Raw genomic sequence first — 15,383 nt, 5'->3', positions numbered from 1 at the left:
GCTAAAGGTAGCTCCGAGACTCGGCGCTTTCGAGCGCCTAGAGTCTCGGAGTTCATTGATTCTTGTGTAAAATAGCTCCACAGGACGTGGAGCTATTTTATGTACGATTAGAGGTTTTGCTTCGCAAAACTAATCAATAAGTGCAGTATTTTTGAATTAGTCCGGATGCATTTCGTCACCCGTGGCGGCAAGGAATCCTCCCCATAGAAATTCTGATTGACAGCGAAGTCGTACCCCCCCCCTACAATTTCAAGTTTTTTTCGACGACATTCAATCCAGGAACCTAAAGGTCGAAAGAATTAATTTGTAAGTACCAAGGTAATTGGTTTCTTCTTTTGGATTAATTTTTTTCATTTGTCCAACGGTGTTTTTTTCACCATCCATGCTAGCAATTACTTCAAAAATTGCTGATTTATGAGGAACATATGTTCTTACAAACAAACTTTCCATATACATGGGCGACTCCATCGGTCCAGATTGGTAAATAGTCTTGATGTAAGTTTGGTAAGACTGTGTTTGAGATACAATTACATAACCTTGTTCTTTATTAAGCAGCCCACCCGTTGTGTTAGTGGCCATTGGGAAGTTGGGCGTATTATTATATGCGTAAGTTTTAACATCCGTCGTCTCATTTTCATGGCCAATTATTTGCATAAACCGATTAACCACCGACAAGCCTGACCCTGCTCGTCGCTCATAAACGACTATTCCACTTCCCCCGTTTGATCCATCAGAGATATACCATCCAGCGGGATGTTTAAACTCAATACCATACTTTTCGTTTCGATAGACTTCCCAGTTCGCAGTTTCATTTTTTGGAGTCGTTGTTGGAGCAGTGGTTTGTGGGTTGATTGACGTGGGTTGTCGAGTAATTGGTTCCGATTTTTGTTCCGAAGATGATTTTGCAGAGATAGGTGTTGGGATTTGCCGAATAACTGGTTCCGACCTTTTTACAAAACCGAAATACCCAACCACACCTACGATTGTGACGACTACCACCACAAAAATTAAATTTACAAAACCTTTTTTGATGTTCATATATAATTCGTAAATTTTTTTCTAAAATTTAACTAATAACACAAGAGTGCCACATAATTTCTGAAATTTCAAAAAATAGACCGACCTTCGTCCAGTTTCTTGTTTCTGGAGTAGTGCCCTCGGGAGGAATCGGCCTCAAAACACACAATTGATATTGCATGTTTCGAGCTGGCACCTTTCGTCCTGCCACTGGCAGGACTTCAGCAACCGCCGCTCCCAGTTCGCGGTCCTGCTGGACATCGCTCACCGTTCGAGTTGCTGATGCAACCACGGCACGCGGTGCCGGCGCTGGCACCCTCTCGAACATCCACTGGATGTTCTCGGGGCCCCGCCGCGCCTCCGCACGAGCCAAGCAGTTGGCTCGTCACTAAAGGTAGCTCCGAGACTTTGCGCTTCCGAACGCAAAGATCTCGGAGTTCATTGATTCTTGTGTAAAATAGCTTCACAGGACGTGAAGCTATTTTATGTACATTTGGATTGTTTTGCTTCGCAAAACTAATCAATGAGTGCCCCCGGGAGGAATTGAACCTTCATTTAACGCTTAGGACGCGCTCGTTCTATCCGTTGAACTACAGGGGCCCGCCTTCGCTTTGATATTTTATCAAAGCTACGGTGGGCAAGCATCTAGTTTATAGACCGATTACTTGTCCACCGAAGCTCTGAACGATTTCAGAGCGAAGGTGGAAGCTACAAGGGCTTAACGATGCTCTGTTTCTTAACAGAGCTTCGAGGGGCGAGCAGTGGTATTTATCAACCATTGCTTGTCCCGCGGAGCTTAATCAAGAGATTAAGCGGAGTGGGAAACTACAGGGGCTCGGGGTTTATTCTATCTGAAACGGATTTTCATGCCAGACCATATTTCAATTTCCACGCTGTCACAATATATCGTAACAGTAATTTTATTATTAGACGGTATTTTGTATCGATATATCGATACAAAATACCGCATTGCCCCGTTATCAGTGACCGACCCAGGCGTACTGGGACGGTCCCTGATAACCCTCTTTTTCCAAAAATTTTTATTGGTAGTACAATGCAATTAAGAAGTTGGAGGTGTGGAAAAAAGTTTTAAAAATCAGCCGGCGGTCGAAACCAAAACACCGCTGTACAAGCGACCGCAAAAAATACATTAGGGATTCTCCTGCCAAAGGAAAATCCCTAAAGCGCACGAATCAAAAAAAATCAAAAACAACCGATATAAACATTCATTTATTAAGACAAAAGGCTATCCCCATGTCTAATTCTTCTAACCCGCAAAATACAACAATGGATACAAATATCATTCCGGCAACTCATCCAAAAAAAAATGGTGTAAAAATTCACCGCCGCTTTACCAAACTCGGTGAAAACCCGTTTAATACGGTTCAGTGGGACAAACGCACCTCCCGCATCCGCGACGAATCCGGCCGTTCCATTTTTGAAAAAGAAGATGCCGAAGTGCCGACAGGCTGGAGCCAAGTGGCCACTGATATTATGGTCAGCAAGTATTTCCGCCGTGCCGGTGTGCCACAAGTGGATGAACAAGGGAAACCGATTATTGGCGCCGATGGGAAACAAGTCTTAGGTAGTGAAAGTTCCGCCAAGCAAGTCATCAAACGTCTCACAAATTGCTGGCGATTTTGGGGCGAAAAATACGGTTTTTTTGCGACACCTGAAGACGCCAAAGCTTTCGAAGAAGAACTGCAATACACCTTGATTCACCAAATGACGGCACCAAACTCGCCACAATGGTTCAACACCGGTCTCGCCCTTTCCTACGGCATCAAAGGTCCGGGGCAAGGCCACTTCTATGTCGATCCTGATGATGGCGTATTGAAAGAATCCGACGACGCCTATTCCCGCCCCCAAACCTCTGCTTGTTTTATTCAATCGGTAAAAGATAGCTTGCTCGAAGAAGGCGGTATCATGGATCTCGTAATGCGCGAAGCCCGCGTATTCAAATACGGTTCCGGCACCGGGACAAATTTTTCAACGATCAGAGAAGAAGGCGCCAAACTTTCCGGCGGTGGCAATTCTTCCGGCTTGATGTCGTGGTTACGAATTTTTGATCGCGCCGCGGGTGCCATCAAGTCCGGCGGAACCACCCGAAGAGCCGCGAAAATGGTGATTCTAAACGTCGATCATCCGGATATTGAGCAGTTTGTTTGGTGGAAAGCCAACGAAGAAAAAAAAGTGGCGGCACTGGTTGCGGCCGGCTATCCGTCCGATTATAACGGCGAAGCCTACCAAACCGTTTCCGGTCAAAACTCCAACAACACCGTCCGCGTTTCCAACGACTTCTTGGAAGCCGTGGAAAAAGATGGCGAATGGAGTTTAATTAGCCGTATCCCCGGCCGTGGAATCGTAAAAACATTAAAAGCCCGCAAACTCTGGCAAGATATTTCTCAAGCCGCCTGGCAATCCGCCGATCCGGGTTTACAATACGACACCACGATTCAAGAATGGCACACTTGTCCGGTGTCCGGTCGCATTAATGCTACAAATCCATGTTGTATCACAGGGGATACGTTAATCGCCGTCGCGGACGGAAAAAACGCCGTACCAATTAAAGATTTAGCAGGAAAAGAAACTCCTGTTTACACTTGGGATCTTGCAAAAAAACAGGTTATGGTCGGCAAAATGCACAACATTGGTATTAAACGCGAAAAAGCGGAAATTTTCCGCGTCATGCTGGATGACGGTTCTTCCTTCCGCGCGACGGACGATCATCTAATAATGTTAAAAGACGGGGCATATCGCCAAGTAAAAGATCTCCAAACAGGCGACTCCTTAATGCCTTTCCATTCAACATCCAACAACGACCCCGATTCGCAAATAACACAGCATTTTGTTTCCGTGCAAGCGGAAGGACGCGAAGACGTTTACGACGGCACGGTCGATGGTCATCACAATTTTGGCATTATCACCAGTCGCGTTCCGTTTTCTCAAAAAGCGGATAATTTTTCCGGTATTTTTATTCACAACAGCGAGTACGTTTTCCTAGACGACACGGCCTGCAATCTCGCCTCCATCAACTTGGCGAAATTTGTCAACGAAGAAACGAGACAATTTGATGTCGATTCCTACCTCCACGCTATCCGTCTCTGGACCATGGTTTTGGAAATTTCCGTTTTGATGTCGCAATTCCCGTCCGATTCAATCGCTTCCAATACCTATCGTTTCCGAACTTTGGGTTTGGGTTACGCGAACATGGGAACACTCCTCATGCTCTGGGGTATTCCGTATAACTCCGCAAAAGCCCGCGCGATCGCCGGCGCCTTAACCGCCACATTAACCGGTGAAGCCTACGCCACATCCGCCATGATGGCGGAAATCTTTGGACCGTTTGCCGAATTCCAAAAGAACCGCGAACCAATGTTGCGTGTCATGCGCAATCACCGTCGCGCGGCTTATGCCGAGGCGGAAGAAAACTACGAAAATCTCACCGTAAAACCGGTCGCCATTGATCCGAATATTTGCCCGCAAGATTTATTGACAGCCGCCCGCAGTTCTTGGGATAAAGCCGTGGAGTTGGGTGAAAAATACGGTTATCGCAACGCGCAGGTGTCCGTTCTCGCACCTACCGGAACAATTGGCTTGTTGATGGATTGCGACACCACCGGTATCGAACCGGACTTCGCGTTGGTAAAATTCAAGAAGTTGGCCGGTGGCGGATACTTCAAGATTGTTAACCAATCAGTACCGGGCGCGCTTCGCTCGTTGGGTTACACAACCGAACAGGTCCAAGAAATTGTCCGTTATGTCACCGGCACACTTTCTTTTACCCGTGCCCCACACATCAATCACGAAGCCCTCTTGGAAAAAGGTTTCAGCGACGAAGACATTCAACGTCTCGAAAAACTTCTTCCTAGCGTCTTCACATTAGATATGGCCTTTTCTACAGGCGCCCTTGGCGAGTCCTTGTTGGAAAAACTAGACCTGACGGAAAAAGCCAAAGACAATCCGATGTTGGACGTGCTACACGAATTGGGTTTCTCCGAAGAACAAGTGCGTGTCGCCAACGAAGAAATTTGTGGTCGCATGACCATTGAAGGCGCACCACATCTAAAACCGGAACACTACGAAGTGTTTGATTGCGCCAATAAGTGCGGACCAAAAGGCACGCGCTATATCGCCGCCGACGGTCACATCCATATGTTAGCGTCCGTGCAACCATTCGTTTCCGGCTCTATTTCCAAGACGGTCAACATGCCAAACGAAGCCACCGTTGAAGACATTGAAAATGCCTACATGATCGGCTGGAAACTAGGCCTAAAGTGTAACGCCCTCTATCGCGACGGTTCCAAGCTTTCCCAACCGCTTTCCACCAAGTCGAAAGAAAAAGAAAAGAAAGATGAAAAAGGCGAGCCTTGCGAACGCATCATCGAAAAAATTGTCGAGAAAGTAGTGGAACGGCCACACCGCGTGAAATTACCTAATGAGAGACAGGCAATTACGCGCAAAGTAAACCTGGCCGGCCAAGAGTTCTACGTGACCGTTGGGATGTATCCGGACGGCAAACCGGGTGAAGTGTTTATCACGATGAGCCAAGAAGGAACATTCGCTTCCGGAATGGCCGACGCGTTTGCCAAGATTTTAAGCATCGCTCTGCAATACGGCGTGCCATTACCAAACGTTATCCGCCAATTACGCCACATGCGTTTTGCACCGGATGGTTTCACCGGCGCTTCCGATATTCCAACCGCGTCTTCTGTGGTAGATTTCTTAGCCCAATGGTTGAATAAAACCTTTCCGGACGGAAATTGGAAACAGACGGGACAGCTTCCCCTTCCCGAAGCGCGGGAAGTTGAAGCTGGAAATCCCAAATCCCAAACTCCAAATCCCAAAAACGAAATTACGGAAATGAAGTTTCCGGAAACCCAACCAACCAAAAAGGAAACAAATGTCGCATCGTTTGGATTCACCGGTGACAAATGTTCCAATTGTGCATCAATGAGAATGGTCCAAAACGGAACTTGTAAGAAATGTATGGACTGCGGAGAAACGACGGGGTGCTCTTGAACAGTAACCGTGTCATTCCTGCCACGAGCAGGAATCCGTAGTAATAGAAAAAACGCCGAGCATCCGCTCGGCGTTTTTATTTAGAAAACATAATAAAAAAGCACCGCGATGGTGCTTTGCTTCAATTCTCTTATTCACTTTCTCCGGACGGTCCGTCGTTATCTATGTTGCCAGGGCTGTCTCTTTCCTTGACTCCGCGGACAAACGGAACAGTGAAAACAGGCTTCTTCCCAGCCCTCCTCCATCGCTCTTTTTTCGACCAAGATGCACTTATTATGTCTCTTGCCCTTTCTATCTCAAGTGGTGTGGGATCAATAATACGACGGCTTGAGGCTTTTATTTTGGATTTCATTTCTCTCGTCCTTGAATAAGATTGGAAAGAACGTAAAAGTACCAATATCAATACTTTAATATATTCGTAAAATAAATCAAGCCACTGAATGTTTCACCACTTGAAAAAATGGGCACATTGCACCTACGCCAATTATTACCTATATTAATTGAACCTATGCCTGAAATTATTATTATCGACAAACTAATAACTCAATGACAACCCCATTGTTTCAACACGCAGAATTGGCCGCCGGACGTTGGTTTACAATGACCATCGCGGAACAGTTAGGCAATATCGGGAGTGACTACGAACGGGCTTTGCGGTGGAAAGAAAAAGGGGAAGAAAAAATGTTCACCAGTGCTTTTAATCGCACACTGGAATTGATCGATTTAACTCTCAATGATCCACGACTCACAATGGAACGAAAAAGAGAAATCGCCCGCATGCGTGATGAAGTGCGTCGAGAGTTGTTGGATAAAGAACAAAATTCCACGTCATCCCAAGGATTAAAGAGATATTTCCTGAATATGGCACTCTTGGCGCGTGATGCGAAGTAGTGCCGAAGTAGCCGAGGGTGTCAGGTACTTTTTCAAAACATTGAAAAAGTACCTGACACCTTACGATTTACTTCCAAGGACTCTCGACTGGTTTTCCCAATGCAAACAACGCGTCAAACATCGCCGTGAAAATATGCACGATGCCTTTGTACTGAATGCTAATTTTTTGCTTAATTTTCTCTTTGCTATTTCGGCCTGAGTAGTAAGTCTAAAACCATGGAAATATCCTTTTTAAAGTTGACCGTTCGCTCAAATACTGGAGTTTTATATTTGTATGCCTCTTGCTCAACCTTGACGCTAAATTCTGCAACAAACTTTGCCACCTTCGTCAACGTGATGTGATCGGCATCGAATAACCACCCCGGACTCATATTGCTTTTTAGTCCACCCAAAACTTGTTGTTCGTTTTTATCAATTAAAGTAACGGCTCTAATTTTTTCACCAATTAAATCGTCTCCCATAAATTCCGCTATTATCTCGGGAATAATATGAACACCTTCAATAACAAAATCCTTATCGTTATCAATTTCATACCTAATAAAAATATTTATAATTGATTTTAAAGACAATGCTTCCTGCCATTGTCTGTGTACGATATTTGCTGTGGGCAATTTAAATATTTCCTCATTACTTTCATTGCCAAAAGGAAAACTTTCATTCCTTTTTGTTTTATCAATTAGATTTAATGCGATTTCTCGCAGGACATCTGTGGAGATGAAAGATATCTTTTTTTCCTCAAGCAATTTCCTACTAACCGTACTTTTACCCAACCTTGGGGCACCACCGATAAGATATATCATGTATTGAACATAATTGTATTTCTGTTACTAGACAACCCCTGCCATCATTAGGTGCAGACGCCGTTTTTTGTTAGTGATTACAAAGAAAAATACTTAGCCACTTTCTCTGCAACCTCACTTGCAGCAATATTTGCAGTGTCGATTTCCAGACTGCTTACCCCGTCAATTTTCGAAACAATATTATCTTTCGCCAAATCTTCTTTAAGAACTTCCACTTTCTTAATCTTTCCGAATTCTTTGCGGGATTCATTTGTTACCCGCTCAAACAACACTTTTTCATCACAAAAAAGCCTTACAAAATGAACATTACCGCCGTTTTTCTCAACAACTGCTTTCAGGTCATCAACAAAATCATTGTCACCAGGTTTTGAATAGACAAATGTAAATATCAGACCGTCCTTGCCACTTTTTGCATAAGCCTCAATTACATCTAATCTTATTTTTTCTGCCAGCGCCCAAAAACCTTTACCTTCATAAAACGAATCTAGAAAATCTACTGTAAGATGATTATGAAAAACCGGATAGCCTGTAATTTTTGAGAGTTCGCGCGCGACGGTCAGTTTACCAACCGCGGGCGAACCGTAAATGACAATCAGTTTCATAAATTAATTATACATCAAAAAAACCGCCCTTTCGTCGGGCGGTGTCGGCTACTGCGAATCCTGCGGTTGTCTTTTTGCACTTTCTTCCAGTGCGTCAATTCGTTTTTCGAGTTCGAGTGCATAATTAGCCGACAGGTTGGACAGCAACACAACACGACGACAAGATTGTTCCATTCCACGAATCTGTTCTTGTTGTTCAACCACCTTGTCGCGCAACTGAATTGCATGCTTTCGCAAAATGCATTCACGAGCCTCAGCCTCGGTTTTTCCTCTGTCAAGCTCTTGATTTAACTGCATCAAACTCGCAATTTGACCGTCAAGCGACACAATTCTGCGTTCCGCTAATTCAAGCTCACACTTCAACCGACACGCTTCACTCTGTGAAAGCCCCCTGCGTTGGCGCTTTTTGGTGGCTTGCCCGCTCGTCGTCGATGCAACTTTCATCGGCATTTTCCTAATCCTTCTCAAAAATGTTCAGTGACACAAAGAACCACACCTTCCCTTTCGGGACGTATCAACATAAGATATAAAGATGAAATTTGTCAAGAAGAAACGAAACAAATCATTGCGGGCAAAACGAAGCAACCCCCGCAAAACAAAACAGAGATTGCCCGCCCTGCAGGGCGAGGATCGCCCAGATGGGCGGCTTCGGCCTCGCAAAGACGTGCGCCAATTTAAAACTTCTTCGAAAGGCCAAACGATTATTTATTATGGTGATGGCAAAGGAAAAACTACCGCCGCTTTGGGTGCAGTATTAAGAGCGGCCGGATACGGTTGGCAATGCTACGTCTATCAATTTATTAAAGGCCCTTGGCCGTCCGGAGAACGCGTTGCCATTCCCCGAAATCTCAAGGACTACGCGGTGATCGAAGCTGGTGGAAAAGGTTTTGTGGGTATTATGGGCGATACTCTGCCAAAAGAAATCCACAAGGAAGAAGCGCAAAAATTATTTGCGAAGGCAAAAGAGCGCATCGGTTACAAGGGACAAAATAATGTCCGTCAGGTTTTGATTTTGGGCACAACAAAACTTTCACCTGATCCGCGCCCCGTTATGCCACGACTGATTGTTTTGGATGAATTGCTAGATGCTATTGACCTTGGGTTTGTCTCTCAAAAAGAAGTAGTGCAACTGATCAAAACCAAACCTGATGATGTTCACTTGATTATCACTGGCCATAAAAAATTCCCGAATATCTTCAACGCCGCCGATCTCGTAACCGAAATGAAAAAAGTAAAACATCCGTTTGATAAGGGATTTTTGGCTTACAAGGGATTGGATTATTGAAAAACATCCCCCTCCGCTCTGATGAGCTCCGTCCTTCGTTAAAACTACGGACGGCAAGCCGGGGGATTATTGTTCTTTCCGAAAAACAATAAAAAAAGGAGCCCCTGGTGGACTCCCGCTTCGAATACACAAATGCGCCAGTGCGCGCTACTTCTTCTTTGCAATTTTCATCGGTTCGCTGGGCAAAAATCTCAACTCTTCCAGTGTCAAGCCGTAATATCGCATCATCGCGGCTGCCGCGGCACCGATACATCCGGCACGATTACCCAACACTACTTCCCGTGCGATGGTGAACCGGACACCGTTTTGCGGTTTTCCTTTTGAAAGGCCTAGAACCTTGTTTCTCACTCGCTTAACATCAACGAGACTCTGTAGTCCGCCACCAAAAACGTACATTGGAGCGATACGAACAGAATCGCCACCCATCACCCGCGACCCGTGAACATTGGCCACCACCGTGCCAACGCGATCATTCCAGATCGCCAACACTCTTTCAATTTGGGTTTTGTATGGCGAATCTAACTGCAGATCCCGATGATACTCAACGTCGCGCCCGATGTTGGAATCAGTTTTGCCGGACTTGATCAACTTGGTCAAATCCAATTTTTCCGCAAGCAACAAATCCTTCAAGGCGTTCTCATTAACTTCCGCCTCGGCACAACCGTCCAGGCCACAATTGCACAGTCGTCGTACCGACGACTCCGTATTGATCTGGAAATGCATTTCGTTATCGGCAAGACGCAACTCTTCCTCGGAAGTTGTAGGATTAAATACCCACTCACGCGTTCCCGCACCAAGCCCTGTACCAAGCGTATAAAACGCGGCGGCACCATTGTGCCCCTTGAGTTCGCCACCAACGGCGGAACCATAAAACGCGGCCATCCCGTCATTCAACGCCACGACACCTTCGAGCGTAATGGGTTCCAAAATATGCCGATTCACGAGCCTTAAACAAACCGGCGGATCTTGCGCCACGATAGGACCGCAAAAACTCAAGGCGCGCACATCTACAGTCTCCCAAAGGTGCTCGCCCCGAAGCACGGCCTCGAAATCCCTCATGAACTGCTTTGCCGGAATATCGTGGGGAGTCTCAACCTTCTTCATTTTAGCTTTTTCCCCACCGACAATCCAAAAAGCACCATCCGCGGTTCCTTCGGCCAGTAACGTCTTAATCTTTCCTCCGACATCATGCAAACCAATTTTAATTTTTGGTTTTTTCTTCATGCTTTCATTCTCCTCTTCAAGTTTTCACCGTACAAGCCCCTCTCTACGTCGAGAAAGCCACCAACCGCACTTTAAGCGCCCGTTGTTCGAACGTCAACCGTGATTAATCAAGGACCGACCCAGGCGTACTGAGACGGTCCTTGATTAATGGTGTTGCATCGTTTATTTTTCTGCTATAATTCTTTTGGAGGAGCGAGAACTTAGACAAGTTACGGCGCCGCCGATTAACAATTTAACTATAATATAAACACCATGTCGAATATCGCGACTGCCATTATTGACGTCACGCAGGACAATTTTCAACAGGAAGTATTAGAGGCTTCTACACCTACAATCGTCGATTTTTGGGCACCATGGTGCGGTGTTTGCCGTACCGTTCGTCCGCAAATCGACGCTTTTGCCGACCGTGAAAAAGAAAACATCAAAGTGGTGGCGGTGAACGCGCAAGAACATCCCGAACTGGCGAATCAGTATGGCATTATGGCCCTTCCAACCTTTCTTTCTTTCAAAGACGGTCAAGTAATCGGCCAACACGTAGGAGCATTGAGCGAACACCAACTGAAGGGACTGGTTGAAGCATAGAATCTGATTGTAAATTTAAACTAGAATAACACACCACTCCCTGAAGGCGGGGGTTTGTAAAAATATTTCTTAAATTATCAATTTTCAATGGCCAATTATCAATTAATGTTCAATTTTTAAATTATCAAAAGACGACGTCGCAATTGATAATTGAGCCATTGATAATTAATTGAAAATTGATCATTGATACTTGATAATTACATCTTGTCTAACGTTTTGGTAATTGCGTACTCCCTTCTACTAATTTAATCTTTTGTTTTTTCGTCAGTGCCTTAGTTTTGATCTCCAACTTCCGTGCCACCGACTGATTTGGCAATCTTTTTGATTTATACACCAACTCAAACGGCCCCTGGGTTCTAGCCATCACACTTCCCTTACCCTTATTGTGAACCGCAATCCGTTTTTTTACATCCGTGGAAATTCCAACATAATAATTGCCCGTCTTTTTTGCTTGCGCGATGTAGAGATACCAGGACATATCAAAATTATACACTTTCATTTGCAATTTCATCGTCCTTTTCCTTAGACATCCAGAGAAGTAAGAGACGAAACAAAGTGGAAATATGACACAATAGCGTACTAACAGAATCAGTACTTCCACCTTGTTTTATGTTAAATTACTTTAACATCTCGTCTATGACCATATGGCCCAACCCACAAATACGCAAAAGACCATTTTTAGTATTTTTGATTATGGCTTTTACTATCGGGGGACTCATTTATATTTTACAGCCCAATTGGACTCTCCGTTCTGATTCATTCAATTACTACGTCTATGTTAGATCATTAATGAAAGACCATGATCTTAATTTCGCAAACGAGGGATCATTTTTCAAAAATAAATTCCATCAAACATCCCCGTCTTTCTATGACATAAAAACATCAACCGGATATTATCCAAATCCCTTCCCTGTTGGGGTGGCCATCTTTGAAACACCATGGTACCTGCTTGCGGAGGGTTACATAAACATTTCCAGATACGCCGACCATAATAGTTTAAGTGGTTTTACGGTTATACACGATACATTTATTAATTTTGGAAATATCTTTTATGGTTTTTTGGGGTTAATTGTTGTATACAAATTCCTTCGACTTTATTTCAATGAATCAGTTTCGCTTGCCACGATATTCTCAATTTTTTTCGCAACCCCTCTCATTTACATGACGATTTATGAAGCGGCGTGGTCTCATTTATTATCATTTTTTCTGGTCTCCTCATTTATATATTTCTGCACTGCACCAAACAAAGTGCCTGATCACGTTAGGTATATTTTAATCGGTTGTTTAATTGGCCTATGTTTCATGGTCAGATGGCAAAATATATTACTTCTAATTTTGGTTGTGCCTATCTTATTCCAACTTTTTAGCAACAACAAGCAAAATTTTATTAAATACTTTGCAGTTCTTGTAATAAGTTTGTTTATTACAATAAGTCCCCAATTAATCGCGTGGCGAATATTATACGGCGCATATTTATTAAAACCACCCAGCAATACGAACTTTGTCTATTTGCAAAATCCTCAAATTATACCTTTTTTATTTTCTTTACGACACGGAATGTTTCTTTGGACGCCAATATATTTACTTTCCCTTATTGGAATTTGTTATTTAGCAAAAAAGAAACCGCGATTTGTTTTACCACTAATTATTTTCTTGGGTGCCGAACTTTATATTAATACCTCAATAAACGACTGGTGGTCGGGATATTTCGGATCACGAAGAATGCTTGATTACTCAATAATATATGCTCTCGGCATCGCATCAATCATGCAATTAAAAATAAAATATCTTAAATATTTTTGGAACTGCGTTCTGTTTATGCTTATCGCAATTAATTTTTTGCTGATATTGCAAGTAGCTCGCGGATGGCTGACACTATCTGAACCACACAAAACACACCCGATCAACCAAGTTTCCGGAACAAGCTTTCCGACGCCTAAACAATTTTTATTAAATTCACAGCGCATCGTAAAAGCGGTTTACAGGGTCATTAACCCATTTTGACCCATAGGCGACTGACGTAAATAACCTGCTCATCTTATGTTCACTCCATCTCTGACTACAATTACTACTCAATCACAAAATCCCTCACCGTACTTACAGTACGCCTCAAGATTTTGTTCAATCGTAGTAACTGTATTCAGAGCGTATTGAACAGAATATGAACAGGTTATTTAAGTCAGTCGCCTAAGTCAGAAATAGATGTTGGTAATGACAAGCCCTTCAGTAAGGGATGGTTTGCTAAAAGGGGCATGATAGATATTTTTTGGGAGGTAGATCTGGTATATTGTGACGGATTCCTGCTTGCGGCAGGAATGACAACGGATCAGACGCAATAGTGGGTATTATTGTCAGCGCATTCCGTGTCTTTGCGAGCCATTGACCATCCGTGAGGATGGGCAAGGCGTGGCAATCTCAAGTATTTCCTGTCTTCGGCGTTTCAGTACCCACGACCACGGCCAACAATTTCATATAATATCTTCTGTTCCTCATCCATTTGCAGAATGACTTGTTGATCCTCGTGCGTGTCCGGAAGTTTGTACTTCAATCCGTACATATTGTGCGTTAGTTCAGCTGCTCGTTCCGCACTGAAGGAAACCTTCTTATTTCGTAACAGTCGCTCCAGCTCTTTATAAATAGCGTATGCCACAAACGCGATACAAATATGCGCCTCAATGCGTCTTTGGCGGTAATGGTAAATTGGCCGGACTCTTAAATCCGTTTTTGAAATCCGGAAGGCTTTTTCAATTTGCCAAAGCTGGGAATAGTTTTCCGTTATCTTGTTAATACCGAGTTTGGTGTTGGTGATATATCCTTTTAAACCATCCCATTGCTTATCGTTTGTTATTTTATTTTCATCAACGGTGATTTTCATTGTGCCTTCCAAAAGAAGAAACTTGTTATAACCCCTGTTGTTTATCTGTTTTTTCGTTAGTTTGCCGAACTCAATTTGTTTGCGTAACTTCTTTAAACCGCGTTCGCGGTTGTATGCGTCTTTGCGCGCCCGCTTGTTCGAATGGGTGACAATTAATCTGGTGCCATCAGGCTTGGTTATAGAAAACCCTCCGCCATCTTCTAACTCAGTGGATTTCTCAAGAATGGTTTTCTTTATTTGCTCACTTTCGTTTTTTATCCTTCCACCGACAATAAACTGATATTTTTCTTCATCCAATTTCTTGATATTGTCTTTTGATAATAATCCTGCATCAGCAACAACAATTGGCTTGCCAAAACCATATTTGGCTTGAATTTTCTGCAGTGTTGGTATGAGCGTGGCGCCTTCGTAGCTATTGCCTGGAAAAATGTCGTAGCCAATCGGTAAACCACCTTCGCCAACAAGTAACCCCAGCATAATCTGTGGTTGTTGAAATTTGCCGTCTTTGGAAAAACCGATCTTGCGCAGATCATCCTCGTCTTCCGTTTCAAAATACAAAGTCGTCATATCATAAAAGACAACAGTGATTTTTTCGAGATGTTTTTCGGTATTCTGAAATGCAACCTTTTCCACTTGTTCTTTGTATTTTTTGTTTAGCGTATCGAGAAATCGATAAATACTATCAATACTTATTTTCTTCCCACAATAACGCCACAGATAATCGACGGTTTTTAATTTACTTGTTGGATAAACAAGGCGGGCAATGGTGAGATGTCTGAATAACTCATTCGGTACAACATTAAAACCCAACCGATCGAATAGCGTGCCAAAGATTAATTCCGGACCGATTGTGCGAATACTGTCATTGGCAATCTTGCTGACAAAAGATTCAATGGCCAAGTCGGCATTAGTTTTAACACCTATCAATCGTTGCTGATTTATGTTCGATTTTTGACCATGAATAATGTCCCCGCCTTGATGAACCAATCGATTAATCTCATCGGGGTCACTGCTTGTACCGAGGGTTTTAACAAACTTATAAATGCCCCCCTTTTTGTCCACGATTGTTATCGTGACGGAGCCGT

13 protein-coding genes and 1 tRNA gene are annotated in these 15,383 nt (G+C 43.7%); 5 read left to right on the top strand and 9 right to left on the bottom strand.

Annotated elements, in window-relative coordinates; genetic code table 11:
- Window positions 1–270 precede the first annotated feature (270 nt).
- Together Q7S57_04155 and Q7S57_04150 are read right to left on the bottom strand one after the other, a co-directional pair.
- Window positions 271–1,038 (bottom strand): hypothetical protein, encoded by a 768-nt coding sequence (locus tag Q7S57_04155; GenBank protein MDO8512440.1) that lies wholly within the window; start codon window positions 1,036–1,038, stop codon window positions 271–273.
- Window positions 1,039–1,545: 507 nt separating this feature from the next.
- Window positions 1,546–1,617: transfer RNA gene (locus tag Q7S57_04150), tRNA-Arg, on the bottom strand.
- Between the two features lie 687 nt (window positions 1,618–2,304).
- On the opposite strand from Q7S57_04150, the gene Q7S57_04145 reads away from it, so the two are divergent.
- A complete protein-coding gene (locus Q7S57_04145; GenBank protein ID MDO8512439.1) occupies window positions 2,305–6,039 on the top strand; it encodes a hypothetical protein in 3,735 nt (1,244 codons plus the stop codon).
- A 130-nt stretch (window positions 6,040–6,169) separates the two neighbouring features.
- On the opposite strand, the gene Q7S57_04140 is transcribed toward Q7S57_04145, so the two are convergent.
- Window positions 6,170–6,391: a hypothetical protein gene (locus Q7S57_04140; protein MDO8512438.1), complete on the bottom strand. Its 222-nt coding sequence runs from the start codon at window positions 6,389–6,391 to the stop codon at window positions 6,170–6,172.
- A 194-nt stretch (window positions 6,392–6,585) separates the two neighbouring features.
- Between Q7S57_04140 and Q7S57_04135 the strand changes: the two genes are divergently transcribed.
- Window positions 6,586–6,930 (top strand): hypothetical protein, encoded by a 345-nt coding sequence (locus Q7S57_04135; GenBank protein MDO8512437.1) that lies wholly within the window; start codon window positions 6,586–6,588, stop codon window positions 6,928–6,930.
- Between the two features lie 185 nt (window positions 6,931–7,115).
- Here the strand turns inward: Q7S57_04135 and Q7S57_04130 are convergent, their stop codons facing one another.
- The 3 genes from Q7S57_04130 to Q7S57_04120 form a co-directional block, all read right to left on the bottom strand.
- A complete protein-coding gene (locus Q7S57_04130; GenBank protein MDO8512436.1) occupies window positions 7,116–7,673 on the bottom strand; it encodes a hypothetical protein in 558 nt (185 codons plus the stop codon).
- Between the two features lie 134 nt (window positions 7,674–7,807).
- Entirely contained in the window at window positions 7,808–8,332 is a 525-nt protein-coding gene (locus tag Q7S57_04125; GenBank protein ID MDO8512435.1) for an AAA family ATPase, read from the bottom strand.
- 48 nt (window positions 8,333–8,380) lie between these two features.
- Window positions 8,381–8,782 (bottom strand): hypothetical protein, encoded by a 402-nt coding sequence (locus tag Q7S57_04120; protein ID MDO8512434.1) that lies wholly within the window; start codon window positions 8,780–8,782, stop codon window positions 8,381–8,383.
- 82 nt (window positions 8,783–8,864) lie between these two features.
- On the opposite strand from Q7S57_04120, the gene Q7S57_04115 reads away from it, so the two are divergent.
- On the top strand, window positions 8,865–9,617 hold the full coding sequence (locus Q7S57_04115) for a cob(I)yrinic acid a,c-diamide adenosyltransferase (protein ID MDO8512433.1): 753 nt from the start codon (window positions 8,865–8,867) through the stop codon (window positions 9,615–9,617).
- Between the two features lie 147 nt (window positions 9,618–9,764).
- Here the strand turns inward: Q7S57_04115 and Q7S57_04110 are convergent, their stop codons facing one another.
- Entirely contained in the window at window positions 9,765–10,841 is a 1,077-nt protein-coding gene (locus Q7S57_04110) for a hypothetical protein (protein ID MDO8512432.1), read from the bottom strand.
- Window positions 10,842–11,093: 252 nt separating this feature from the next.
- On the opposite strand from Q7S57_04110, the gene trxA reads away from it, so the two are divergent.
- Entirely contained in the window at window positions 11,094–11,423 is a 330-nt protein-coding gene (gene trxA / locus Q7S57_04105) for a thioredoxin (GenBank protein MDO8512431.1), read from the top strand.
- A 208-nt stretch (window positions 11,424–11,631) separates the two neighbouring features.
- On the opposite strand, the gene Q7S57_04100 is transcribed toward trxA, so the two are convergent.
- Window positions 11,632–11,934, bottom strand: a complete 303-nt coding sequence (locus Q7S57_04100; protein ID MDO8512430.1) for a GIY-YIG nuclease family protein — start codon at window positions 11,932–11,934, stop codon at window positions 11,632–11,634.
- A gap of 278 nt (window positions 11,935–12,212) precedes the next feature.
- Between Q7S57_04100 and Q7S57_04095 the strand changes: the two genes are divergently transcribed.
- Window positions 12,213–13,427, top strand: a complete 1,215-nt coding sequence (locus Q7S57_04095; protein ID MDO8512429.1) for a hypothetical protein — start codon at window positions 12,213–12,215, stop codon at window positions 13,425–13,427.
- A gap of 436 nt (window positions 13,428–13,863) precedes the next feature.
- Here Q7S57_04095 and Q7S57_04090 read toward each other — a convergent pair.
- The coding region (locus tag Q7S57_04090) for an IS1634 family transposase (protein MDO8512428.1) at window positions 13,864–15,383 on the bottom strand (1,520 nt) is incomplete at its 5' end.

The sequence above is a fragment of the bacterium genome (genome assembly GCA_030647555.1).
Classification (GTDB): Bacteria; Patescibacteriota; Andersenbacteria; order UBA10190; family CAIZMI01; genus CAIZMI01.
Note: the sequence above shows the minus strand (reverse complement) of the source record. Positions and strands in the feature narration are given on the sequence as shown.